The sequence below is a fragment of the Sedimentisphaera cyanobacteriorum genome, assembly GCF_001997385.1.
Classification (GTDB): domain Bacteria; phylum Planctomycetota; class Phycisphaerae; order Sedimentisphaerales; family Sedimentisphaeraceae; genus Sedimentisphaera; species Sedimentisphaera cyanobacteriorum.
Map to the genome: position 1 here is coordinate 1034674 of NZ_CP019633.1, position 25178 is coordinate 1059851.

General features: G+C 47.3%; 18 protein-coding genes. 14 read left to right on the top strand and 4 right to left on the bottom strand.

Annotated elements, in window-relative coordinates:
* Positions 1–4: 4 nt before the first annotated feature.
* The 7 genes from L21SP3_RS03945 to L21SP3_RS03975 are packed head-to-tail and all read left to right on the top strand — an operon-like array spanning position 5 to position 5453.
* Entirely contained in the window at positions 5–274 is a 270-nt protein-coding gene (locus L21SP3_RS03945; protein WP_077539454.1) for a hypothetical protein, read from the top strand.
* Between the two features lie 48 nt (positions 275–322).
* Positions 323–1672, top strand: coding sequence for an electron transport complex subunit RsxC (gene rsxC / locus L21SP3_RS03950; RefSeq protein WP_161488088.1), 1350 nt, complete (start codon positions 323–325; stop codon positions 1670–1672).
* Between the two features lie 44 nt (positions 1673–1716).
* Complete coding sequence (locus tag L21SP3_RS03955) at positions 1717–2799, top strand: RnfABCDGE type electron transport complex subunit D (RefSeq protein WP_077539456.1); 1083 nt, start codon at positions 1717–1719, stop codon at positions 2797–2799.
* Positions 2789–3400, top strand: coding sequence for an FMN-binding protein (locus L21SP3_RS03960; protein WP_077539457.1), 612 nt, complete (start codon positions 2789–2791; stop codon positions 3398–3400). The genes L21SP3_RS03955 and L21SP3_RS03960 overlap by 11 nt, the downstream gene beginning before the upstream one ends.
* Positions 3393–4007, top strand: coding sequence for an electron transport complex subunit RsxE (gene rsxE, locus L21SP3_RS03965; RefSeq protein ID WP_077539458.1), 615 nt, complete (start codon positions 3393–3395; stop codon positions 4005–4007). The genes L21SP3_RS03960 and rsxE overlap by 8 nt, the downstream gene beginning before the upstream one ends.
* 4 nt (positions 4008–4011) lie before the next feature.
* Entirely contained in the window at positions 4012–4602 is a 591-nt protein-coding gene (locus L21SP3_RS03970; RefSeq protein WP_077539459.1) for an electron transport complex protein RnfA, read from the top strand.
* Positions 4599–5453: an RnfABCDGE type electron transport complex subunit B gene (locus L21SP3_RS03975; protein ID WP_077539460.1), complete on the top strand. Its 855-nt coding sequence runs from the start codon at positions 4599–4601 to the stop codon at positions 5451–5453. The genes L21SP3_RS03970 and L21SP3_RS03975 overlap by 4 nt, the downstream gene beginning before the upstream one ends.
* 2 nt (positions 5454–5455) lie before the next feature.
* On the opposite strand, the gene L21SP3_RS03980 is transcribed toward L21SP3_RS03975, so the two are convergent.
* Positions 5456–6403, bottom strand: a complete 948-nt coding sequence (locus tag L21SP3_RS03980; protein WP_077539461.1) for an alpha/beta hydrolase — start codon at positions 6401–6403, stop codon at positions 5456–5458.
* Between the two features lie 179 nt (positions 6404–6582).
* Here L21SP3_RS03980 and L21SP3_RS03985 point away from each other — a divergent pair, with 179 nt between their 5' ends.
* The 5 genes from L21SP3_RS03985 to L21SP3_RS04005 all read left to right on the top strand — a co-directional run bounded on the left by L21SP3_RS03985 (position 6583) and on the right by L21SP3_RS04005 (position 17352).
* The gene (locus L21SP3_RS03985; protein ID WP_077539462.1) at positions 6583–6870 is read left to right on the top strand and encodes a glycogen-binding domain-containing protein; all 288 of its coding nucleotides are present in this window, start codon (positions 6583–6585) and stop codon (positions 6868–6870) included.
* A 48-nt stretch (positions 6871–6918) separates the two neighbouring features.
* The gene (gene glgP / locus L21SP3_RS03990; RefSeq protein WP_077539463.1) at positions 6919–9474 is read left to right on the top strand and encodes an alpha-glucan family phosphorylase; all 2556 of its coding nucleotides are present in this window, start codon (positions 6919–6921) and stop codon (positions 9472–9474) included.
* A 61-nt stretch (positions 9475–9535) separates the two neighbouring features.
* Positions 9536–11065, top strand: coding sequence for a glycogen synthase (locus L21SP3_RS03995; protein ID WP_077539464.1), 1530 nt, complete (start codon positions 9536–9538; stop codon positions 11063–11065).
* Positions 11066–12973 carry an alpha-amylase family glycosyl hydrolase gene (locus tag L21SP3_RS04000; protein WP_227806804.1) on the top strand — a complete coding sequence of 636 codons (1908 nt, stop codon included), beginning with the start codon at positions 11066–11068 and terminating at the stop codon, positions 12971–12973.
* Between the two features lie 149 nt (positions 12974–13122).
* Positions 13123–17352 (top strand): amylo-alpha-1,6-glucosidase, encoded by a 4230-nt coding sequence (locus tag L21SP3_RS04005; protein ID WP_077539465.1) that lies wholly within the window; start codon positions 13123–13125, stop codon positions 17350–17352.
* A gap of 10 nt (positions 17353–17362) precedes the next feature.
* Here L21SP3_RS04005 and trpS read toward each other — a convergent pair whose 3' ends face one another.
* The 3 genes from trpS to L21SP3_RS04020 all read right to left on the bottom strand — a co-directional run bounded on the left by trpS (position 17363) and on the right by L21SP3_RS04020 (position 20421).
* Positions 17363–18325 carry a tryptophan--tRNA ligase gene (gene trpS / locus L21SP3_RS04010; RefSeq protein ID WP_077539466.1) on the bottom strand — a complete coding sequence of 321 codons (963 nt, stop codon included), beginning with the start codon at positions 18323–18325 and terminating at the stop codon, positions 17363–17365.
* A 27-nt stretch (positions 18326–18352) separates the two neighbouring features.
* Positions 18353–19240, bottom strand: a complete 888-nt coding sequence (gene folD, locus L21SP3_RS04015; RefSeq protein WP_077539467.1) for a bifunctional methylenetetrahydrofolate dehydrogenase/methenyltetrahydrofolate cyclohydrolase FolD — start codon at positions 19238–19240, stop codon at positions 18353–18355.
* Positions 19241–19389: 149 nt separating this feature from the next.
* Complete coding sequence (locus tag L21SP3_RS04020) at positions 19390–20421, bottom strand: hemolysin family protein (protein WP_077539468.1); 1032 nt, start codon at positions 20419–20421, stop codon at positions 19390–19392.
* Between the two features lie 395 nt (positions 20422–20816).
* On the opposite strand from L21SP3_RS04020, the gene fusA reads away from it, so the two are divergent.
* Together fusA and L21SP3_RS04030 are read left to right on the top strand one after the other, a co-directional pair.
* Complete coding sequence (fusA, locus tag L21SP3_RS04025) at positions 20817–22892, top strand: elongation factor G (RefSeq protein ID WP_077539469.1); 2076 nt, start codon at positions 20817–20819, stop codon at positions 22890–22892.
* Positions 22893–23240: 348 nt separating this feature from the next.
* Complete coding sequence (locus L21SP3_RS04030; protein ID WP_077539470.1) at positions 23241–25067, top strand: 30S ribosomal protein S1; 1827 nt, start codon at positions 23241–23243, stop codon at positions 25065–25067.
* The last annotated feature ends 111 nt before the right edge of the window (positions 25068–25178 follow it).

Here is a 25178-nt window from a genome sequence, read left to right on the forward strand (position 1 = left end):
TAATATGTCAAAAAGAGATTGCAAGAATTGTTCTGAAAAAGACGGGTGCGGGAGCATATACAAAACTCTCGGACATTCCAGCTGCAAGCCGATAACGCTGAAAGTTATCGCAGCTTTTGTTGTGCCTATACTGACGTTTATAATCAGCTATTCAGTTCTTGGCAGTAACTTTGAGAGCTCAAAGGGATTTTCGCCGGCAGCTGCTTTTTTTGCATTGCTGATAACTGCCGCAGTTACATTAGTTTGTTCGTTTTTGATAAAAAAGCTTCAATAAACTTTTTAAAACGAGCTTTGAGTTCCAAATTCAATAGAGGTGTCTAAATTGAAAAAAACATTTAAGGGTGGAATACACCCTCCTGACAGCAAAGATTTGAGCAGGTACTGCCCTATTAGGGCTCTCGAAAATCTGCCCGGCCAAATTTCTGTGCTGATGAGCCAGCATATCGGAGCAATATGCAAGCCTGTCGTAAAAAAAAGACAGGAAGTGGAGAAAGGTCAGCTCATTGGAAACAGCGAGGCCTTTGTATCTGCGAATGTGCATTCACCTGTAAGCGGAACAGTAAAGGATATAAACCTTCGTTCTCATCCTGTTCTCGGGAGAGTTCAGGCTGTTGTGATAGAGCCTTCCGAGCAAAGCCCTGAAGCCCCTCCGGAACAGAGCAGATTCGCAAATTTCACTGAAGATGATTACAGCGCAGAGCAGATAAATCAAAGTATTGCCGAGGCAGGAATAGTAGGCATGGGCGGTGCAGGCTTCCCTACAGGAGTCAAGGTTGGGCCGAATCCGAAGATGCCCAAGGAAACTATGATTCTAAACGCCTGTGAATGCGAGCCTTACATTACCTGCGATTATAGGGTGATGCTGGAATGGACAGATCAGCTTATTGCAGGTATCAAACTTCTGCGCAAGGCATCGGGCTGCAAGAAATGCTATATCGGCATAGAGAACAACAAACCTGAGGCGGTAAAGCTTCTGCGAGAGAAAACCGAGGGCGAAGAGAATATAGAGCTCAGCGTTCTGGAAACAAAATATCCGCAGGGAGGGGAGCGTCAGCTGGTTAATTCGGTGCTGGGGAAGGTTATACCCACAGGCAAGATCCCGCCGATGGCGGGTGTGATGGTCTGCAACGTTGCAACCGCTGCGGCAGCCGCTGAGGCAGTCTGCGATTCTGCCCCGCTTACGCACAGGACTGTTACCGTTACGGGAAAAGGTATTCAAACCCCTGCAAATCTTTATGTACCCGCAGGTACGCCAGTACAGCACCTTATCGAGCAGTGCGGCGGGCTCACAGAGGATGCTGTTAAGGTAGTGCTTGGAGGCCCGATGACGGGCTTTTCCGTGGGAGAGCTTCAAACCCCAACCACCAAGACAACCGGATGTGTTCTCTGCCTTACTAAAGAAGAAATCGGCGAGGCAAAATATCTCTTCAAGAAAACACCCTGCATTCGCTGCGGCAGATGCCTCAGTGTTTGCCCGGAAACTCTCAACCCAACAAAAATCGCCCATGCTGTGAAGGCAGATCGGCTCGACCTGGCCGAAAAGCACAACATCTCTGCCTGCATGGAATGCGGCAGCTGCAGCTACATATGCCCTGCTAACATAGAAGTAACGGGTTATATAAAGACGGGCAAAATCAGGATAGCAAGGGCGAACAAAGATATGCCTGCCTGAAACAAGAAGGAATTTGTATTTAGAGCAATATAACGGATTTTAATATGAGCGAAAACTTAAGAATATCTCCCGCGCCGCATATAAGCCGAAAACATTCCACAAAGACAATTATGCTGGATGTTTTGATAGGACTCGCCCCTGCTTCTGCGGCGGCTGTTTATCACTTCCGCCAGCATGCAGTTATACTGATACTCACCTGCATACTGGCCAGTGCTGCGGTGGAGTATATCTGCTGCAAACTGATGAAACGCGAAAACTCGCTTGGAGATTTAAGCGCCGTTGTTACAGGCTTGATATTGGCCCTCTCGCTGCCTCCGAAGCTTCCAGTAATTTATGCGGTTATCGGAAGCATATTCGCTGTGGGTGTATGCAAGATGGCCTTCGGCGGGCTCGGATGCAATATCTTCAACCCCGCTATGGGAGCAAGGGCTTTTCTTACTGTAAGCTTCGGGATGGCGATGGCCTCATGGCAGCTGCCTGCTCAAATGAACCCGGACATTCCAGATCTTGGGCCGCAGACAGAAATTACTGCTCAAAAAGGCTCGTCTGAGAAAGAGGAAGACGTTAAGATTGATGCAGTAACGCAGGCCACCCCCCTTTCGTGGGTGAAGCAGGCCGTAAAAACGAGAAATGCGGAAAAGGCCTCTGAAATCATTAGCTCTAACTGGCCTAATTCTCAGCTCAAATACGCACTTACAGGCAATATCGGAGGTTCTCTTGGCGAAACAAATGCCCTTGCACTTCTTGCCGGCGGGATATACCTCTTGATAAGACGCACAATCACTTGGCACATCCCGGCAGCAGTATTGGGCTCGGCTTTCATATTTGCAGAGATTGGGTATTTAATAGACAAATCCGCATTCGCAAACCCTCTTGTGCATATGGTTTCGGGGGGTATGCTGATATGTGCATTCTTTATAGCAACAGATCCGGTATCCAGCCCAATAACCAGAGCCGGAACAGTGGTATTCGGCTGCGGAGTAGGACTTATAATAGTATTGATAAGACTTTTCGGAACGTATCCAGAAGGCGTAATGTTTGCAATTTTGATTATGAACGCATTTACCCCGCTGATAGACAGGATACTGCCTGCAAAACCAATTGGAGGAATACCTGATGGCAAATGAAAATAAACTGGTTCTTTTCTGGAAGCAGAGCTGGCTGCTTGTAGTAGGCTCGCTGATTTTCGGGCTTCTTCTGGCTTCGGTAAACTACAGCCTGCAGCCAAAGATAAAGCAGAACAAGATTGACAAACTAAATGAATCTCTGAATAAGGTTCTGCCCGAAGCGGAGGATTTCGAAAAGGTTATCGATAAGGAACAATTCGATTTTGCCGAAGATAAAATCAGCGTGTACAAGGCAAAGAGTTCCGGGGAAACTTCCGGCTGGGCATTCACCGCCTCAGGTCCTGGTTATGCAGATAAAATCAAAATGCTGATTGCTGTGAATCCAGAATTCGAGAACATAATCGGCTATAGCGTGCTTATGAGCAACGAAACCGCAGGTTTTGGAAGCAAAATAAAGGAACCATTCTATAAAGACCAGTTCAAGGGCGCCCCTGCAAAAGAGCTCGAGCTTATCAAGACCGGAGATGAAACTGTTATCGACAAAGAGATCGTTGCTGTAAGCGGTGCTACGGTAACCAGCAAGGCAGTTGTTAAGATATTCAACAAACATATCTCAGGAATCAAGGAAAAACTAACAGAGGAAGGGCTTTTAGATGAGTAACGAAAAGACAAATCCTCTATCAGTTTTCTTGAACGGGCTTTGGAAAGAGAATCCGGTATTCGTGCTTCTTCTGGGGATGTGCCCGACGCTTGCAGTTACAGGCGATCTGGCCTCCTCGCTTACGATGGGGCTCAGCGCAACATTCGTGCTTTTCTGCTCAAATGTTGTTGTAAGCCTGATTCGCAGCCTGCTGAAGCCGCATATCAGGATACTTATGTTCACCCTTACGATTTCCACTTTCGTAACGATTGTTGATCTTATACTGAAGGCATATTTGCCGGAGATGAGCGCAAAGCTCGGGCCTTATATCCCTCTGATTATCGTAAACTGCCTGATTATATGCAGAGCGGAGGCCTGCGCAAGCAAACAAAAGCTCGGGATCGCTGTTCTCGATGCCCTCGGGATGGGTCTCGGCTTCACACTCACGCTCTCTGCTCTGGGAATCGTTCGTGAGATACTTTCCTACGGAACAGTGCTCGGATTTGCAATAGCGCCGGAAGGCTCGCTGAGCATATTCGGATTTGCTCTACCAGTTGGTGCGTTTATCACGCTCGGATTTATGCTCGGGATTGTGAATATTATAAACAGAAAAAAAGCAAAGGAATAAACTGATGGAACTTCTCCAAACATTAATCCTCAGCTTCCTGTCTATCGTAATAGTAAACAACCTCGTATTCTCGAAGTTTCTCGGGATCTGCCCGTATCTGGGCGTATCGGGAAGACTGGATATGGCGTTTGGGATGGGGATGGCCGTTACATTCGTTGTTACGCTAAGCGGAACAATGACATGGCTGATAGACAACTTTATCCTTATGCCGATGAATATTGAAGTAATGCGGTATGTATGCTTTATCCTCGTGATAGCGGGGGCAGTGCAGCTTGTTGAGATGTATGTGAGGAAATTCTTTCCGACGCTTTACGAGAGTTTCGGAATCTTCCTCGCCCTTATCACAACCAACTGCGCAATTCTCGGTTTGTGCCTGTTTCTCCATCTTTGGGGCGTAAGCAATTTCCTAAACGCCCTTGTCTTGAGCTTCGGGTCAGGCGTGGGTTTTACAATGGCAATATGCATAATGGCAGGAATAAGGGAAAATCTCGACCTTGCAGACGTGCCGGAATCGCTCAAGGGAGCTCCAATAACATTAATCACAGCAGGAATCCTTTCACTGGCCTTTATGGGCTTTAACGGTATGATCAAATGATATTTGGACAGGAAACTATGATACTCGCCAGCTTTATTGAATTTTTGAATCACATCTGGCCGGCAGGACTCACAATGGTTCTGCTGGGAAGCATCTTTGCTGCAGTTCTGCTCATTGCGAGCATAAAGCTGAAGGTGAAGACAGATCCGAAGATAGAGGCTATCAACGAAGTTCTTCCCGGCATAGACTGCGGTGCATGCGGATATGCAGGGTGCTCAGCCTATGCTAAGGCAGTTTATGAGAATCCTGAGCTTATAGGCCGGTGCGCTCCGGGCGGAAAGGATGTTTCAGAGAAGATTGCGGACATCCTCAATCTTCAGGCAGGAGGAGGCGATGTGCCGCTCAGGCCTGTTGTAAGGTGCAACGCGCGCACAGAAGATAAAAAATATTACGCTGATTATCTCGGCATTGAAAGCTGCACAGCAGCAGACGCCCTGCCCAATTCGCAGGCCTGCAAGTACGGATGTCTTGGTTTTGGAGACTGCGTTAAGGCGTGCAAATTCGATGCGATACATATTGTAAACGGGCTGGCGGATGTGGATTATGACAATTGCACCGGCTGCACGGCGTGTGTAAAGGCCTGCCCGCGGAATCTGATTGAAATGATACCATTCAAGAATGATGATATGTATCTTGTAGCGTGCAGGACGCAGGAAACGGGCAAGCAGGCCAAAGAGAGATGCAAAGTGGGCTGTATCGGCTGCAAACTCTGCACTAAGGTTTCGGAGATGTTTGAGATGGACGGAAACGCGGCAGTTATCAACTACGATAAATACGATGAAGAAAAAGCCCGTGAGGCAGCAGAAAAGTGCCCCACGAAAGTAATTGTTAAAAGAGGCAAAAACTCTTAGTATTATTTGCTGATAATCGTTCTCTCAAGCCAATCTCGGCATTGCTCCGGCCACTGCGCAGGACCAAACTCGCTGCCCGGCATCATACCAAAGCCGTGGCCTCCTCTTGGATAAATATGAAGTTCAGAGAGAACACCCGCCTCTATAAGAGCCTCATAGAACAGCACTGAATTCTGATAAGGCACAGCCCTGTCATCTGCAGCGTGTATAAGAAAAGCCGGCGGGGTATCAGAGGTTACTTGAAGTTCATTGGAAAGCTCATCAACAAGCTGTTTATCAGGCTTTCTGCCTAAAATTGAAATCTTCGATCCGCCGTGCGTTATTCCCCTCTGCATAGAGATCACAGGATAGACAAGAATCATAAAATCTGGTCTTGAGCTGAACCTTTCGGCAGGTTCTTCCGCGTTTTTACTGCCTTTGCTGTAATGAGTTCCTGCAGTTGAGGCCAGATGGCCGCCGGCAGAGAAGCCCATAATGCCAACTTTATCAGCCTCGATACCCCACTTGCCAGCATTAAGCCTTGTTAATCTCACTGCCCTTTGAGCATCCATGAGCGGCACAGGGTGCTGGAAGTATTTATGACGGTATTTCAGTACAATTCCGGCAGTTCCGAAGCTGTTCAGCCAATCGGCAATCTTACGCCCTTCCTTCTCTATAGAAAGGATGCTGTATCCGCCTCCCGGACATATTACAACAGCAGAGCCGTTTCTGTTATCCTCAGGCGGAAGGTATATTTCAATCTCAGGGGTGTCAACATTGCTGAGGTGTCCCTGATGGTCTATAGTTTCCTCCTGCCCTATATCCTTAAAGTGCGGGATTTCGCTCTTATGCCATAGAGACATTTCAACTGCGGCGTCTTTGTTCATTCTCTGATTCCCATCGCTCATAGCGGAAACCGCAAGAGCCAAACAAAAAATAATAATGAAAGTAAACTTTGCTTTAAAGTTCATAATTAAGCTCCTTTAATTATTAAGAATGATTTATTTTACATATTTTTACGTGTTTGGCAAAACCGACCGTTTTTAAAGCCGTTTAAGCCTTGAAATTCCAAGCCGGTAAAATATAATTGAATTCGATATGGTTGTGAGCGTTTGCGGAGGCTGAAAAAGCTATTTATGAGGTATTGAAAATGGCGAGAAAGAAAAATAATGTACGCCGCAGGAGAGTAGAATTTGAGTATGAAGCTGACCCTGGAAGTGAGGTTTATGTTGCAGGAAGTTTTAACGACTGGAAAGAAGATGCAAAAAAACTGAAGGACCAGGATGGAAACGGCAATTTTAAGGCCGCGGCTATGATACCTCTTGGAACCCACGAATATAAATTTAAGGTATCGGGTAAATGGTGTATTGACCCCAACAACCCAAACATCTCCAAAAACTGCCACGGGACGCTGAACAACGTCCTGATTGTAGAGTAGCTTAAACGACAAGCTTAAAATAAACCGCAATTGAGATAGGACATTTGTATGAGAAACATTCGTCTCTTTAATGTATTACCTAAAATTCCCTCAAAACTTCAATTTTTAGAAACACTTGCAGATAATGTATGGTGGTGCTGGAATAAGGAAGCAATATCGCTTTTCAGATATATAGACCTTGATCTTTGGAAAGAGTGTAAATCAAATCCTAAAATATTGCTCAAAAGAGCCGGACAGGAAAGGCTTGAAGAACTTTCTGAAGACCCAACCTTCCTAAAACAGCTTGATGAAGTGCGCGAAAAATTTCAGACTGAAGTGGAAAAGCCTGAAAAGGAAAAGCAAAACAGCAGTGGTAATAACTGCATCGCATATTTTTCACTTGAACACGGACTTCACGAGAGCATCCGTCTTTACTCCGGAGGGCTTGGCATTCTAGCAGGCGACCATTTAAAAAGCGCCTCGGAGCTCGAACTTCCGATGGTTGGCGTGGGGCTTTTGTACCGACAGGGATATTTCCGCCAGACGATAGACAAAGACGGCTGGCAGAACGAGCATTACCCCGACAACAATATCGAGCATATGCCTGTTTCACGAGCGAGAGATGCAAACGGCGGGGAAATAATGGTTTCTCTGCGTCTTGCTGATCAGGTGGTGCATGCGATAATCTGGCAGATGAAGGTTGGCAACGTAAAGCTGTATCTGCTTGATACTGAGATCCCGGAAAATTCGCCCGATATGCGCAGCATTACTTGGCGGCTTTACGGGGGCGATAAGAAAATGAGGCTCCATCAGGAGCTTCTGCTTGGCATAGCAGGCCATCAGGCGCTCGTAAAGCTCGGATACGAGCCTAAGGTATGCCACATAAACGAAGGGCATGCCGCTTTCATAAGTCTTTCCAGAATTTCTCATCTTATCGAAACAAGAGACATTGATTACAATACAGCTATTCAGATAGCATGGCGAACAAATATATTCACTACTCACACCCCTGTACCTGCGGGTAATGAGGTGTTTGATATAGAACTGCTTCGCCCATACCTTGAAGCGCTGCAGGAAGACCTTCATTTAGACCCGAACAGGATAATACGCTGGGGGCTGCCTCCGAATTCAGGCGAGGATATCCGTGAATTTTCAATGACGATTCTCGGGCTTCGCATGGCGAACTATTCAAACGGAGTGAGCCGGCTGCACGGGGAAGTTGCAAGGAATATGTGGGCTCATTTATGGCCTGATAAGCCGAAAGATGAAGTTCCAATCAAACACGTAACAAACGGGGTGCACGTAAGAAGCTGGGTTTCACGGAGGAATCAAGAGCTCTACGACCGGTATCTCTCTCCCGGCTGGGAACACTTTATAGACAACGAAACTATATGCAGCGAAATAGACCGAATCCCGGATACCCTGCTCTGGCAGGTGCATCAGATGGAAAAAGCAGACCTCGTGCACAGCACAAGAAGCGCTATAACAAGGCAGCTTTCAAATCTGAACGCCACAGAAAAAGAGAAGAGAAGCGTGCATAACTGCCTTGACCCCTATGCGCTTACAATAGGCTTCGCAAGACGTTTTGCTACTTACAAGCGCGCAACCCTTCTGCTCTCGGACAAAGATCGGCTCGCCAATTTGCTAAAGAGCGAGGATAAGCCTGTTCAGTTTATATTTGCCGGCAAAGCCCATCCGGCTGATGAGAAGGGCAAGAGCTTTATCCATGAGATAATCCAGTTTGCGAAGGAATACGGAGTATCCCACAGGGTTGTATTCCTCGAAGACTACGATATCAGAATCGCCAGAACTATGGTGCACGGTGTGGATGTATGGCTGAATAATCCGGAGCGTCCTAAAGAAGCCAGCGGCACCTCGGGAATGAAGGTGGCCATAAACGGCGGAATTAACTGCAGCATCCTCGACGGCTGGTGGGCAGAGGCCTACTGCCCCGAATGCGGCTGGGCAATACCCAGCAGAGATGATGTCTATGACGAGCAGTACAGAAATATAATTGAGGCCCAGGCCCTTTTCAACATCTTGGAAAATGAAATCGTCCCATGCTATTACAGCCGTAAGACAGGCGAAATGCCGGCTGAATGGATCGCAAAAATTAAGCAGAGCCTGAAGATGGCCTTGTACAACTTCTCAAGCAACAGAATGGTCTATGAATATAAAGAACATTTCTATACGCCTGCATTAGGGGCTTATGATAAGCTTACTGATTCAAAATGCAGCTACGCCAAAGAGCTGGCGAAGGTTAAGCAGACTTACTACGAAAAGCTTGGAAACGTTAATATCGGCATACCGCAGATTATAGAAGACATCTCGCACGTTTATGTTAACGACAAGATTACAGTAAGGCTTGAGGTGTATTTAGACGGGCTCGATCCTGAGCAGGTTGATGTGGAGCTTTATTACGGGCCAGTTGACCCTACAAACAAAGTGATTTCGAGCAATATAGCAAAGATGAACATAATAGAAGATAAATCTAAAGGCAATTATCTATACGAAGCGCAGGTGAACTGCCAGATGGCAGGCAGATTCGGCGTAACAGCCAGACTCACACCTGCCGGAAACACTTGGGACAATCATATACCTAATTTCGTTGTCTGGTCGGACTAAGCTCAGTCGGTCTGGAGGGTATATAGCCTGTCCCTTCTCTGAAGAGTAACAGCGAGGTATTATGGCTATAAAAAAACGCGCCTCCAAAAGTAAATCCTTGAGGATACTGGTGGTTACCCCTGAGGTAACCTACCTGCCCCACGGAATGGGCAATTATGCCAACCAGCTTGCTGCAAAGGCCGGCGGGCTTGCGGATGTATCTGCTTCACTGATCTCATGTCTCTATGAGCTTGGCGCAGACGTTCATATCGCAATACCCAACTTTCGCAGGATATTCAGCTTTGAAATCGGAAGGCTTGTGGAAGACGAGCTGCGTCTGTACCTGAACAAATTGAGCCACAGCAGGATTCATCTAGCCGAAGACAGGGTTTTCTACTATCAGGACAAGATCTACGGCAACTATATGAAGGAGAGTTTCAAGGTTAGCCTTGCCTTCCAGAGAGAGGTTGTAAACAACATAATTCCGAATGTTAATCCTGATATAATACACTGCAACGACTGGATGACCGGGCTTATCCCAGGCTTTGCCCGCAGGCTCAATATTCCCTGCCTTTTTACCGTACATAACATCCACACCCAGCGGCTAACGCTTGAATACATTGAAGAACACGGCGGCATAGACGCAGCAAATTTTTGGCAGAATCTTTACTATGAGTATCCGCCTCAGAACTATGAAGAATCGCGTTCAAGCAATCTGGTTGACCTGCTTACAAGCGGGATATTTGCTGCGCATTTTATAAATACCGTGAGCCCAACGTTCCTTGAAGAGATCATAAAGGGACAGCACAGTTTCATCCCGGAACAGGTGCGGGGAGAAATATCTAATAAGTATCATTCCGGCTGTGCTGCGGGTATTCTTAATTCTCCAGACCCTTCATACAACCCAGAAACAGATGATGCCCTGAAAGAGAAATACGACAGCACTAATTTTTATTCTGCTAAAAAGGTGAACAAGGCTCAATTCCAAAAGGCGCTGGGGCTTACTGAAGACCCGAACGCACCGCTCTTTTTCTGGCCTTCAAGGCTCGATCCAAACCAGAAGGGCTGCCAGCTTCTGGCTGAAATCCTCTTCAAGGTCATAAATGAAAACGTGAATGAAAATCTGCAAGTTGCAATTGTTGCCAACGGCGAGTTCAAAGAGCATTTCCACAACATCGCAGCCTTCCACAATATCCACAGCAGCCTTGCAGTACACGATTTCAGCGAGAATCTCTCAAGGCTGGGATTTGCGGCTTCAGATTTTATGCTTATGCCTTCGCTCTTCGAACCCTGCGGACTGCCTCAGATGATAGCGCCGAAATACGGCAGCCTGCCTGTTGTAAACGATACGGGCGGCCTGCACGATACGATAGTCCACATGGACTCTCTGAACAATTGCGGAAATGGATTCCTCTTCAATACTTACAACTCAGAAGGGCTTAAATGGGCGATTGAGCAGGCAGTAGAATTTCATAAGCTCCCCGAAGAGACAAAACAAAGGCAGATTCACAGAGTGATGGAAGAGGCTAATTCAAGGTTCAACCATTCTGTTACCGCTCAGGCATATATTGATATTTATGAGAAAATGGCAAAAAGGCCTCTAATAGATTAAATGATGAAAACCCCGAACAAAACATATAAAAGCAAAACAGCCGCCCTGCTGGATGACCCTTACCTGCAAAATTACAGGACGTCGATCGAACGAAGAAAAGAGCTGATCGACTACAAAAAGAAAAAGTATGCAGGCAGCGGAAATCTCGCTGATTTTGCTAATGGTCATCATTACTACGGCCTTCACAAGACAGCCAGCGGAAACTGGAAATTCAGAGAATGGGCTCCAAATGCCCGAAAGATATTTCTTATAGGTGATTTTTCCGACTGGAAAGAACTTCCCGAATTTGAACTCAGGCGCATCAGCAAGAGAGGGGACTGGGAAATTGAGCTGGGCGATGAGAAAATCCAGCACGAAATGTTATACAAGCTGAAGGTGTATTGGGATGGCGGAGAAGGCGAACGTATTCCTGCATACACAAAAAGAGCTGTGCAGGATTTTAACACAAATATCTTCAGCGCGCAGGTTTGGGAGCCTGAGAAGCCTTACGTTTTCAAACACAGCAGGCCGGAAGCAGAAGAGCCTCTAATTTACGAAGCCCATACAGGGATGGCAGGCGAGGCTGAAGAGGTTTCAAGTTTCATTCATTTCGCAGATGATATTATTCCCTATATCGCCGGCTGCGGGTACAACACAATTCAGCTTATGGCAGTAATGGAGCATCCGTATTACGGGTCTTTCGGGTATCATGTTTCGAATTATTTTGCCGTGAGCTCGAGATTCGGAACGCCTGAGGATTTCAAATATCTCGTGGACAAAGCCCACAGCTTCGGGCTCAGGCTGGTTATGGATATTGTACACTCGCACTCAGTTAAAAACGAGCAGGAAGGACTGGCCAGATTCGACGGGACGATATATCAGTATTTCCATGAAGGCGAAAAGGGAAACCATTGGCTCTGGGATTCATTCTGCTTTGATTACAGCAAGCCGGAGGTGGTGCATTTTCTCCTTTCAAACTGCAAATACTGGCTTGAAGAATACAATATAGACGGCTTCCGCTTCGACGGGATAACCAGTATGCTGTATTCGCACCACGGCCTCGGCAAGGACTTCACAAGCTATGACGACTATTTCCAAGGCGATACAGATGAAGATGCTTTCTGCTATCTCGCCCTTGCAAACGAACTGACACATCAGATTAACCCAAAGGCAGTAACGATAGCTGAAGATGTTAGCGGTATGCCCGGTCTCTGCTGCCCGGCAGCGCAGGGAGGCTGCGGATTTGATTTCCGAATGGCGATGGGCGTAACGGACTGCTGGTTTAAACTGCTCGATATACCCGATGAGAGCTGGGATATAACCTATCTCACCCGCGAACTGCTCAACAAACGGGCTGAGGAGAAAACAATAAGCTATGTTGAAAGCCACGATCAGGCTCTTGTGGGCGGGAAGACAGCGATATTCACGCTTATAGACAAAGAGATGTATTTCAATATGCACACAGGTTCTGAGAACCTCATTATCGACAGGGGCATCGCCCTGCACAAGATAATGCGCATCGCAACCGTATTCACGGGGGACAGCGGCTATCTGAATTTTATGGGCAACGAATTCGGCCACCCCGAATGGATTGATTTCCCGCGTGAGGGCAACGGGTGGTCTTACAAGTATGCAAGAAGGCAATGGAGCCTGAAAGATAACCAGAACCTCAGATACCGCCACCTCCTGAATTTTGACAATGAGGCTGTAAAGCTCGCAGGCAGAGAACAGATCTACAAATTCGACCCCTGCCTTCTGCATTTCGACAATCAGGACAAGGTGTTTGCTGTTAAAAGGGGCGAGCTGGTTCTTTTTGTTAATCTGCATCCGGAGAAATCCTATGAGGGATACGGCATTGAATGCCTGCCCGGAAAATACGAGATTGCTATCAGCAGCGACAAGAAATTTTCGGGGGCTTCGAAAGGATAGATGATAATATAGACTATTTCACAGAACATTATATTGAAAATGAGACAGTAAAAAACCTGCTCAAGGTTTACCTCCCCTCCCGAACAGCAGTTGTATTAAAAAGAAAAGAGGCTCTTGCGAGCCATCCGTAAAAACTACCAGAAAGCATTATGAAAATTACCCAAACCCCTTCCCCCGGAACAAATATTCTCAAACATGAGGGCGACACTGTTAAATTTATTCTCAAAGTTCCCGATAATCTCAAGGGACAGGCCTACCTTCGAAGCAATCTTTTCCGAGCTCACCAGCAAAGGGAGCAGATTATTGAGAGCGTGGAGAAGGGTAAAGAGGTTCTCGGGAAAGACTGGCACGATATCAAAATGCTGCACAAGGGAAAGGGAGTTTACGAGGCTGAGCTCACACTTACAGAAACAGGCTGCTTTTCTGCGAAAACGCTCTTCATATCTGAAGGCGAAAAGCCGAAGGTTTACTGGCCTGAAGGCGATAACGCAAACATAAAGATTGAGCCGGCTTTCACTTTCGGCGGGAATACTATATACTCAGTTTTCCCGAGGCTTTTCGGAATTAACAAATATCAAAAGCAAACCGCTGATGAAGACCAGCTCGAAGATTTAGACAGCCGCGGATATACCGTAATCCCCCCTTCCGGTACATTCAGGGATGTTATAAAGGAACTCGAGCATATCATCGCAGAACTCGGCTTCAAGATAATCCAGCTTCTCCCCGTTCACCCTATCCCAACAACCTTCGCCCGAATGGGCAGGTACGGCAGCCCGTTTGCAGCGAAGGATTTTTTCGATGTTGACCACGGCAGCGCAGAATTCGACAAAAGCGCCTCTCCGATGAAGCAGTTCGAGGAGCTTGTTGACCAGATACACTTCCGGGAGGGAAAGGTTTTCCTTGACCTCCCGGCCAACCATACCGGCTGGGCATCTCAGATTCAGGAGCATTTTCCGCAGTGGGTTAAGAAAAACGAAAACAGGGAGTTTGTAAGTCCGGGAGCTTGGGGGGTAGAATGGGCTGATTTATGCGAGCTGGACTACTCCAGCAATGGGCTATGCAAATATATGGCGGAGGTGTTTCTCTTTTGGTGCAGCAAAGGGGTGGACGGTTTCCGCTGCGATGCCGGATATATGATACCTCTGGATGTATGGAGGTATATCACAGCTCGAGTCCGGGAGGAGTATCCCCATACAATCTTCCTGCTTGAAGGGCTCGGCGGCCCGCTCGAAACAACAAAAGACCTGCTTACAAAGGGCAATCTGAACTGGGCGTATTCCGAGCTTTTCCAAAACTACTCGAGGGAGCAGATTGAAGGTTATGCACAATTTTTCCTCGACACCTCTCTGAACCTCGGAACGCTTGTAAATTTTGCCGAAACGCACGATAACAACCGCCTCGCGGCCTCAGGTAAGAATTTCTCAATTTTGAGAAACCTGCTCTGCGCTATGCTCTCTGACTGCGGTTCATACGGGATCACCTGCGGTGTGGAATGGCTCGCTGATGAAAAGATTGATGTGCATAATTGCTCCAGCCTCAATTGGGACAGCAGAGACAACATCAAAGATACGGTTAAAAATGCTGTAAGGATAATAACGAATCATCCATGTTTTCAGGCTGGAACTGAAAGACGCTTCATTCATACGGGCGAAGAAAACAGCATAGCAATGCTAAGGCAGGCTCCCGGAGGGAAAGAGCTGCTTATTCTCTCGAATTTAGACAGCGATAATGAAAGCTCAGTACAGTGGAGCTGCAAAGACTTTGCGGACAGCGAGGATAAATTAGTTAACCTGCTCACAGAAGAGCAGAAGAATTACTTCACTGAAAATCAAACAGCGAAAATCAAACTCAGTGCAGGTGAAGTTTTGTGTTTGTCTCGAAGCGCAGAATATCAGCAGTTTAATCAGCAGAGAAATACCATCCCTGAACACACAAAACAAATTGCTAAAGCAAGAGTGATGCAGATATGGCAGAGCCTGAACGAAGAATCAGACTGCTCAAAAATTGATTTCAGCCGCCTTGGTGATCAATTTATCAACAGCCCTGAAGACACAATAAATAAACTGCTCGAAGAAAGCGGCCACCCAAACAAAACAGTTCACTGGAAAGCCCCCGAAGATTCACGCAGAAACGTTATCCTTCCAGCAGAGCACCTGCTTTACGTTACGGCAGAGAGCCCGTTCCTCGCTGAAATCAAAAGCTGCGGGAAGGTTTTCGAGCGCCATTATTCCATCCAATGCGGGGAGAAAAAATACATCGCTGCATTCAATCCGATGGAGGAACCCGGGCAAGTGGAAAATTTCGATTTTAATTTGAGGCTCTTCAAAGAAACGCCTATACTGCTCGAGGCAAAGCTTGTCTGCCCGCCGGCAGAAGCGCCCGTCAAAATCTGCCTCGATAAAGATTACGAAGATATTCGAGACCGCAGCGACTACGCAATTTGCAGCAATGAGATTGGCAGTATGGCGCAGGTTCGCAGCCGCTGGGGAGAGATTGCAAGCAAATATGACACCCTTTTTGCGGCTAATTTAAACCCTGACTTTCCTACAGACCGCATAGCCTCTCTCGTGAGGTGCAGAGTATGGCTGAGATACAGAGACTACAGCACTCCGCTTGAGGCGAGCTGCCAGAAGAGTTTTACAACAGATATGGAAAACCGAATTCTATGGGAATTTCAGGCACCCGCAGGCATGGGCAAGATGGTGCCGTTCAAAATCATACTCGATTTCAGCCAAACTGCCAACACCGCCGTATTGCGATTCAGCAGGCCTGAGGCAGACAATTCTGGCCTGTGTCTAAATGACGGCGAGCAGGTTCGGGTGATAGTGCGTCCGGATGTAGATGCAAGGCTCTGCCATATGGTTACCAAGGCATACAAAGGGCCGGAGCGGGATTATGAAAAGATGAAAAACCATACCAAGCGAAAGCTAATATTCAGCCATTCACAAAATTACAGGCTTACATTGGAATCAGAGAAGGGCAATTTCACGCCGCAGAGCGAGTGGAAATATATGAACAATTTGCCGATTGAGGAGCAAAGAGGCCTTGAGAGCACAACCGATTTGTTCAGCCCGGGCTATTTCAGCTTCAACCTTGCAGGCGGAGAGCATTCAGGGCTATGCATTGCGGTCAATGAAGATAAGCCAAAGGCTTTCAGCGAAGTTAAAGAACCAGAATCAGGCCTTGAATACAAGATCCAGAGCCTGCTTAAAACTGCCCTGAAACGGTATATCGTTAGAAGGGGCGAATTCAGCACGGTTCTTGCAGGCTTCCCTTGGTTTCTGGACTGGGGCAGGGACACACTGATTGCCCTAAGAGGCTTTATCGCGGCAGGCTTTTACGAGCAGTCCCGCAAGATAATCCTGCAGTTTGCGAAATTCGAAGAAGGCGGAACGCTGCCGAATATGATAAGAGGCGAAGATGTGTCAAACCGCGACACCTCCGATGCACCGCTCTGGCTTTTTGCTGCTGTAAAGGAATATATATCATATTGCAGCAAGGATATACTGAAAGAGAAAGTGGGCGGGAGGACATTGCTGGAGGTTCTCGAATCGATTGCGGAGAATTATCATAGAGGCACTGCTAACGGGATAAAAATGGATGAGCAGTCCGGGCTGATTTTCAGCCCGTCGCACTTTACGTGGATGGACACCAACTACCCCGCCTCCACGCCGAGAGAAGGCTATCCTGTGGAAATTCAGGCGCTTTGGGAAGCGGCACTGAGATTCCTGTCGCAAACCGAAACGAAGAATCCTTCCCGCTGGGCAAAGCTTGGGGAGAAGGTTAGAGAAAACATTTCCGTGTTATACGAAAATAAAAACGGCCTTTCAGACTGCCTGCACTGCACCGCAGGAACGCCTGCAAGCGAAGCGAAGGCAGACGACCACTGCCGATGCAATCAGCTTTTTGCGGTAACTCTTGGTGCTTTAACCGACAAAAGGCTCGCTGAGAAAATCCTGCAAAACTGCCAGAGACTTTTAGTTCCCGGCGGAATACGTTCTTTAGCTGATGAGCCTGTGGAATATGAGCTGGCGGTTAAAGATGACAGCGGCCGGCCGCTGAACGATGCAGGCTGCCCCTATAAGGGCATTTACGGGGGCGATGAAGACACAAGCAGAAAGCCTGCATACCATAACGGCACAGCTTGGGGATGGGTTCTGCCTTCATACTGCGAAGGGCTTGCAATGGTGCACGGAAGCAGCGGAATCAGCACGGCGAAGGCAATTATAAAAGCTGCATCGCAAACTATTCAGACAGGGTGCATAGGTCATCTTCCTGAGATACTTGATGGCAATGCCCCCCACCACCAGCGAGGCTGCAAAGCCCAGGCTTGGAGCGTGAGCGAATTTTACCGAATAGCCAAAACTCTGGAAATATAGAAGCAGGGGGCTATCTTATGCCGATATTGTGCCTTGCTTTTGCGAGCGTTTCACTGGCCGCTGCTCTGGCCTTCTGGGCGCCGTCTTTTAAAACCTTCTCAATGTATGCCGGATCCTTATCGAGCTCTTCCCGTTTCTCTCTGTACGGCTTGAAAAACTCAAGCATAAGCTCCGCAAGGCGTTTTTTAGCATCTCCATACCCCATTCCGCCTTCACGGTATTTCTTGTCCCATTCTTTGAGCTCCTCTTCTGAAGCGAAAAGCCTGAGCAGAGCAAAAACGCTGCACGTATCTGGATTTTTCGGCTCATCCACGCCGGCAGAATCTGTTTTGATCTTCATAACCTTCTTGCGCATCTTCTTTTCCGGTTCGAAAATCTCAATAGTATTGTCGTAGCTTTTGCTCATCTTCTGACCGTCGATCCCCGGAACAACCGCTACAGAGTCTATTATGTATTCCTTAGGTATCTTGAAGGTTTCGCCGTAGAGATGATTGAATTTCTGGGCAATATCGCAGGTAACCTCGATATGCTGCTTCTGGTCCGCCCCCACAGGTACAAGGTCGCTGTCGAAGGCGAGAATATCTGCCGCCTGAAGGAGGGGATAGGTGAAAAGCCCGTGATTGGCGGAAAGCCCTTTTGAGAGCTTGTCTTTATAGCTCACGCACCTTTCCATCAGCCCTACAGGGGTAACGCAGGATAAGAGCCACATCAGCTCCACCACTTCGGGGACATCTGTCTGCCGCCAGAATACTGTTTTCTCGGGATTCAGCCCCAGGGCAAGATAATCCGCTGCCACAGCGAAAACATAATCTCTAAGCGTATCCGGAGCAGGATTGCTTGTGAGCGCATGGTATTCGGCGATAAAATAAAATCCATCGTTGGCGTCCTGAAGCTGAAGATGCTGTTTCATTGCGCCGAAATAATTTCCTATGTGCAGTCTTCCCGAGGGCTGAATTCCAGAGAGTATTTTCATTTTGTTATCTCAAAAAAATGTTTGGTGTTATTTAATATTGTTTGCTGTCTTTGCAGAATCCACAGTATTGTACAGAAGCATCGTAATCGTCATAGGGCCAACGCCGCCCGGTACAGGTGTAATAAAGGAGGCCTTCCTGCTTACAGCATCAAAATCTACATCGCCTATGAGCCTGTATCCCTTCTTCTTTGTATCATCGGGCACGCGGTTAACACCTACATCAATCACAACCGCCCCGTCCTTGACCATATCAGCAGTAACCGAATTGGGCAGACCTGTAGCAGCAACAACGATATCTGCCTCGATGGTATGTTTTGAGATGTCTTTGGTTCTGGTATGGCATACCGTTACTGTTGCATTGCCAAGCTCGCTTTTCTGCATAAGTATATTTGCAAGCGGCTTTCCAACAATGTTGCTCCTGCCGACAATAACCACGTTTGCCCCTTCGAGCTTGACGCCGGCACGTTTTATCATTTGAACTATTCCATGCGGGGTGCAAGGCAGAAAGGCCTTCTGCCCAACTACGAGTTTGCCTACGTTCACTGGATGGAAGCCGTCCACATCTTTATCCGGATTCACCGCAAGCAGAACCTTCGCCTCGTCAATGTGTTTGGGGAGCGGAAGCTGAACGAGTATCCCATGTATTGATGGATCGCTGTTTTTTTCTTCTATCAGGGATAGAAGCTTTTCTTCTGATATATCAGAAGGGAGCTTGTTGTCGTCTGAGTATATCCCGATCTCTGCGCAGGCCTTCTCTTTAGCCCGAACATACGACTGAGATGCAGGGTCTTCCCCCACGAGTATCACAGCGAGGCCGGGAGTGATTCCTTTGGCCTTAAGGCTTTCAACCTCCTGCTTCAGTTCCCCGCGTATGTCCGATGCCAACTGCTTGCCGCTGATTATTTCTGCTGTCATAATAACTCCTGAACTTTAACATAATTCAATTCGAAGACGCACATTATCCTAAAGGCGGGTGCTTTGTCAAACAGCAGATAGAGTGAAAATTAATTACAATTAAAGGCCTAACAGAGAATAATTTAAATATCGAAAAACCAGAAAATAGCTCATTGTTCTTTTTTGCGTTTTGTTTCGAGCAGCTGCCTTGCCAGCTCCTGCATATCTTCGACCGAATCAGTCTCGTCCACAATTTCCGCCCCGAGAAGGGTTTCCATTACATCCTCAAGGGTGATAATTCCCTCAGCCCCTCCATACTCATCGACCACGAGAAACAGATGCTCACTGCGTTTTAGGAATTCATCTAGCACAGCTTGCAGGCTCGCCAGCTCAGGTACAGCATGAATTGGGCGCGCTAGCTCGCTCACAGCGGCCTGCCCCCTGCCCTCGCTTCGCGCCTTGAAAAGGTCTCGCCGATGCAAAAGCCCTTTTACATCGTCCAGAGACTCGCCTACCACCGGAATGCGGGCAAATCTCGGCGGCTCGGTTTCAGTAACCTCCTGTACCGTCTGGTTTCCCCGAAGGGTGGTTACAACAGTTCTCGGAGTCATCACATCCTTCACTGTTACACTGCTGAGAGCGATTATGTTGCGCATTACCTGCGCCTCTTTGTGTTCGAGAGCACCTTTGAAGTGCGCAAGCCATGCAAGACTGCTTACCTCCTCGCGACTTATAACAGGCACGGCCTGCTTACCGCCCATTAGCTTGGAAATCCAGTTGCAAACCGCCACAAGAGGCTTTAGGAGCAAAACCAAACCCTGAACCGTCCAGACAGTGAAACAGGCAAGTTCCTTTGCGTGAACCGCACCGAGGGTTTTAGGAATTATCTCTGAGAACACAAGAATAACAATCGTAAGCATAAAGCTCACCATGCCAACCCACCCCTCACCCCAGATCAAAGCTGCCTGAGTGCCCACTCCTGCTGCGCCGAGGGTATGGGCGAATGTATTGAGCGTTAGGATTGCGGCAAGAGGCTGGTCAACATCATCCTTCATCTTTTCAAGACGCCTGCCGGCCCTGCTGCCCCTCTCAAGCATCAGCGCAACATGAGAACGGGGAACACTCAAGAGAGCCGCCTCAAGGAGCGAACAAAGAAAAGATACGAATATGGCCAAAAACAAATAAGTTATAAATAGAATCATATTGCAGAGATTCCTGAAATTAAAGGGCTTTTAGTTTTACATGTTACAAAACATATTTTTTTCATTTATTTTCATCTTAGACCCCAAAGATTTCATGTAAAGAGAATTCCCTTTCCCTCCACCTCTGCTTAAAACAGGCCTTAATGCCGCTTTTAAGCCCTTCCGCTTAAAGAGTTTGAAAATAACGCAGATATTATCTGCCCGCATTGCTTGACTTTTCAATTTTTTTATAGAAAATTAATAATTCTATTTCTTTGGTTATGATTATACTACCCGCTGCAATATCTCTTGCGGCATAAGTATGTAAAAAAATCGAGCGAGGTGTATCTTGCTCGGTTAATTTTATAATGGAAATAAAAACCTAAATCTTACGAATATTCTAAGGGAATCAGAATATGTCTGACTTAAGCAAACTTCGTAATATCGGCATAATGGCTCACATTGATGCCGGCAAAACGACCGTTACTGAACGAGTTCTGTTTTACACAGGACGCACCTACAAAATTGGTGAAACGCATGATGGCACTGCTGTTATGGACTACATGGAAGATGAGCAGTCCAGAGGTATTACCATTACCTCCGCTGCAACAAAATGCAGCTGGGACAATTATGATATGAACCTGATTGATACGCCTGGACACGTTGATTTCACGGCAGAGGTAGAGCGTGCGCTGCGTGTGCTTGATGGTGCTGTGGCGGTATTCGATGCCAGCGAGGGCGTACAGGCGCAGAGCGAAACTGTCTGGCGTCAGGGACAGAAATACAACGTTCCGTGCCTTTGCTTTATAAACAAGATGGACAAGATTGGTGCAGACTTCGAGATGAGCATCAAAAGCATCAAAGAAAAGCTTGATGCAAATCCTGTTACTATGCAAATTCCGATAGGAGCTGAGAACAATTTCGACGGCGTAATCGATCTTATGGAAATGAAGGCCTACTACTACACTCCCACAAAGGTTGGCGCAGATGTAGAGGTTAAGGATATCCCCGAACATCTCAAGGAAGCTGCAGACCAGTGGCGTCATAATATGGTTGAAAGCATCGCTGAATGCGATGAAGGGCTCATGGAGAAGTACCTCATGGAGGAAGAAATCTCCAACGATGAGCTCAAGAAGGTTGTCCGCGTAGAAACGGTAAACTGCCGGATGCATCCGGTTTATTTCGGCTCTGCACTCAAAGACAAGGGGGTAAGGAAGCTGCTTGACGGGGTAATTGAATACCTTCCTTCTCCGCTGGAAACACCTGCGATTACCGGGCTGAACCCTAAAGACGAAGAAGAAACTTACAGGGTAGAATGCGATCCCAAAAAACCGCTGGTTGCGCTTGCATTCAAGATTACTCACGATAAACACGGAGACCTTTACTTCGTGCGTGTTTATCAGGGCACGCTCAAGAGCGGCACAAGGGTTATGAACTCTACTAGGGACAAACGCGAAAACATCACCCGTATATTCGAGATGCACGCAGATGACAGAAAAATACGCGATGAAGTAAGAGCGGGCGATATATTTGCCTGCGTAGGGCTCAAAGAAACCCTCACTGGCGACACGCTCTGCGATACAAACGCACCTATCCTTCTGGATACGATTAACTTCCCAGAGCCTGTGATAAGTATGAGCATTGAGCCGAAAAATTCTTCAGACAGAGCCAAGCTCGGAGATGCCCTTGGTTCGCTTAGAAGAGAAGACCCTACCTTCCAGACTAAGTACGACCCGGAAACAGGCCAGACTATAATCAGCGGTATGGGCGAGCTGCATCTGGATATCCTAAAAACACGAATAACCCGTGATATGAACGTCGATGTAACGGTAGGCCAGCCAAAAGTTGCCTATAAAGAATGCATTACAAAGAATATTCAGCATCAGGGTAAATTTGTTCGTCAGTCCGGCGGCAGAGGTCAGTACGGTGATGTAGTAATCACGATGGAGCCGATTCTCGAGGAAGACGGAAACGTTAGCAACGATATAACATTTGAGAGCAAGATTGTAGGAGGCGCTGTCCCAAGGGAATTCTGGAACAGTGTCGAAAAAGGCTGCCGCGAGGCGCTTACCTCCGGAATACTTGCAGGATATCCTGTAGTCGGCGTGCACATTGAGCTTATTGACGGGTCGTTCCACTCAGTTGACTCTTCGGAGATGGCCTTTGAGCAGGCAGGTGCTATGGCAGTTAAAGAGGCTATGGCAAAGGCCGGGCCGAAACTGCTTGAACCGATTATGAAGCTTCAAGTGGTTGTTCCGGATTCTGCTTTCGGGCCGGTCCAGAGCAATCTTATAAGCAAGCGCGGAATGGTTACAGACTCACGCCTGAGCGGACAGATGAGAATCCTCGATGCCAAGGCCCCGCTTTCAGAGCTATTCGGCTATACAAGCGAGCTGAGAAGTGCTACTCAGGGACGCGGCTCTTTCAGCATGGAGCCGCTGAACTATGAGAAGGTTCCGGATAATATTGCACAGGATATTCTCTCAGACTAATACCGGCTAAAAACAAAAATGTCCGCAAAACGGACATTTACTTCGCCTGAAGAAAGCCCGCTATTGAGAAAGCGGGCTTTCTTTTTAAGTTTAGTTTGAATTGAACTCTGAAAATCCCAATCTTTTCTCAAAAAAGCCTTGCATACTTTCACCTAAATAACGATAATGTTAATTTCATTCCGGCTTAACGGGATGTTTAAGCAGGCCTTGCGGATGCGTGATCCGATTCAAAAGGTCTGAATTTCAGTCAGCGCTGTGCAGCGGTTGTACAGCTGCCCCTTGCTGTGAAACGCAGGCACATCAAGGATAGTAAAGATTTATTACTCTGCGGAAAGGTTTTTAAATTTTATGGTAGATTTTAATATTTATAAAAAGCTCGGAATCACCCCCGAGTCTCTCGAGCAGGAACTAAGCTCACTTTTCACCGAAGAACACAAGGAACTCTTAAACGGCGTTGTTGAAGAAAAAGCAGAAGCACTCACTCCAGGATCAATTCACACAGGCAAAATCGTAGAGCAGATCGGCAGCGATGTTATAGTGGAGCTCGGTCTTAAGAGCGAAGGGGTTGTGGATTCGAGCGAATTTGATGACCCTGAAGAGATCGTAAAAGATAAGCAGATAGATGTCTATCTGGAAGAAGTGGATGCTGAAGACGGCGTTATCCTTCTCAGCAAGCGCAAGGCTGACCGCATCAGGGGCTGGCAGGAAATTGTTAATACAAAGGGCGAAGGCGATATAGTTACCGGAAAGGTTACCCGCAGAATCAAAGGCGGACTGCTCGTGGATATCGGCGTGCCGGTATTCCTGCCTGCATCGCAGGTTGACATACGCAAGCCCGGGGATATCAGCAGGTTTATCGGGAATGATATAGAGTGTAAGATCCTCAAGATAGACACGGAAAACAAAAATATAGTAGTTTCCCGCAGGAAGATAATCGAAGAAGAACGTCAGGCGAGCAAAGAGAAGCTCCTTCAGGACATCGAAATTGGACAGCGCCGCAAGGGCATTGTTAAGAATATCGCAGATTTCGGCGTATTTGTTGACCTCGGCGGACTTGACGGACTCCTGCACATCTCTGATCTGAGCTGGGGGAGGGTTTCTCACCCATCTGAGGTTGTTGAACTGGATCAGGAAATTGAATGCGTTGTTATCGGCGTAGATAAAGAGAATGAAAAAGTATCTCTCGGCCTGAAACAGAAATCAGAAAGCCCTTGGGAGAATGCTGAAAGCCGCTACCCAGTCGGCAGCAAGGTTAAAGGCACTGTCGTAAACATTATGAACTACGGCATATTCCTCCGCCTTGAAGAAGGCATCGAAGGGCTTATCCATATCAGCGAGATGAGCTGGACAAAACGCATAGTTCATCCGGGCGATATCTTCGAAATTGGCCAAGAGGTAGAAGCTGTTGTTCTCGAAGTTAATAAAGAGAAACAGGAAATCAGCCTGAGCATCAAACAGCTCGAGGTGAATCCTTGGACTGTCGCAGCGCATAAGTACCCTCCGGGAACTGTAGTGAATGCGAAAGTTACCAGCCTAATGAACTACGGTGCATTTGCAACTATAGAAGAAGGCATAGACGGGCTCATTCACATCAGCGACCTGAGCTGGACAAAGAAATACAACCATCCGAACGAAGCCCTCGAAAAGGGGCAGGATATTCAGTGCGTTGTTCTTGAAGTGGATGAAGAGAAGCAGCGCATCAGCCTCGGCGTTAAGCAGCTTACCGAAGATCCTTGGGCAAAGGCAATCCCAGATACATATCTGCCCGGTCAGGTAGTTAAGGGCAAGGTAACCAAGATAACAAACTTCGGCGTTTTCATCGAGCTTGAAAACGAGCTTGAAGGCCTGCTTCACGTTTCAGAGCTTGCAGACCACAAGGTTGACAAGCCTCAGGACGTAGTGAGCGTGGGCGACGAGATTGAGGTTAAGATCCTCAGGGTGGATACAGAAGCCCGCAAGATCGGGCTGAGCCTAAGGCGTGTTCAGTGGGCTGCTGAAGACGCTGAAGCCGAGAAGGGCAAGGATGAATCTTCCGAACAGAAATCAGAAACCCAGGAACAGCATACTGCCTCGCCTGATTCGCAGGAACAGGATAATCCGAATCTGAGAGGCGGACTTGAAGGAGGCGATTTAATGATCGACCCTTCCATCTTCGGCAAGAAAAAAGAAGAATAAAATTCCCAAACTGAATCAAACGGCCGGCAGGTTTAACTGCCGGTCTTTTTTTCTCTTTGAAATTTCAATACCAGAAAAAAGCCTTAAGATTTCGGTTGAAGTAATCGAAAC

Excerpts from the sequence above, each read along its gene's own strand:
- L21SP3_RS03945 (WP_077539454.1), top strand. The coding sequence starts at position 5 with ATGTCAAAAAGAGATTGCAAGAATTGTTCTGAAAAAGACGGGTGCGGG.
- L21SP3_RS03955 (WP_077539456.1), top strand. The coding sequence starts at position 1,717 with ATGAGCGAAAACTTAAGAATATCTCCCGCGCCGCATATAAGCCGAAAA.
- L21SP3_RS03960 (WP_077539457.1), top strand. The coding sequence starts at position 2,789 with ATGGCAAATGAAAATAAACTGGTTCTTTTCTGGAAGCAGAGCTGGCTG.
- rsxE (WP_077539458.1), top strand. The coding sequence starts at position 3,393 with ATGAGTAACGAAAAGACAAATCCTCTATCAGTTTTCTTGAACGGGCTT.
- L21SP3_RS03970 (WP_077539459.1), top strand. The coding sequence starts at position 4,012 with ATGGAACTTCTCCAAACATTAATCCTCAGCTTCCTGTCTATCGTAATA.
- L21SP3_RS03975 (WP_077539460.1), top strand. The coding sequence starts at position 4,599 with ATGATATTTGGACAGGAAACTATGATACTCGCCAGCTTTATTGAATTT.
- L21SP3_RS03980 (WP_077539461.1), bottom strand. The coding sequence starts at position 6,403 with ATGAACTTTAAAGCAAAGTTTACTTTCATTATTATTTTTTGTTTGGCT.
- L21SP3_RS03985 (WP_077539462.1), top strand. The coding sequence starts at position 6,583 with ATGGCGAGAAAGAAAAATAATGTACGCCGCAGGAGAGTAGAATTTGAG.
- glgP (WP_077539463.1), top strand. The coding sequence starts at position 6,919 with ATGAGAAACATTCGTCTCTTTAATGTATTACCTAAAATTCCCTCAAAA.
- L21SP3_RS03995 (WP_077539464.1), top strand. The coding sequence starts at position 9,536 with ATGGCTATAAAAAAACGCGCCTCCAAAAGTAAATCCTTGAGGATACTG.
- L21SP3_RS04000 (WP_227806804.1), top strand. The coding sequence starts at position 11,066 with ATGATGAAAACCCCGAACAAAACATATAAAAGCAAAACAGCCGCCCTG.
- L21SP3_RS04005 (WP_077539465.1), top strand. The coding sequence starts at position 13,123 with ATGAAAATTACCCAAACCCCTTCCCCCGGAACAAATATTCTCAAACAT.
- trpS (WP_077539466.1), bottom strand. The coding sequence starts at position 18,325 with ATGAAAATACTCTCTGGAATTCAGCCCTCGGGAAGACTGCACATAGGA.
- folD (WP_077539467.1), bottom strand. The coding sequence starts at position 19,240 with ATGACAGCAGAAATAATCAGCGGCAAGCAGTTGGCATCGGACATACGC.
- L21SP3_RS04020 (WP_077539468.1), bottom strand. The coding sequence starts at position 20,421 with ATGATTCTATTTATAACTTATTTGTTTTTGGCCATATTCGTATCTTTT.
- fusA (WP_077539469.1), top strand. The coding sequence starts at position 20,817 with ATGTCTGACTTAAGCAAACTTCGTAATATCGGCATAATGGCTCACATT.
- L21SP3_RS04030 (WP_077539470.1), top strand. The coding sequence starts at position 23,241 with ATGGTAGATTTTAATATTTATAAAAAGCTCGGAATCACCCCCGAGTCT.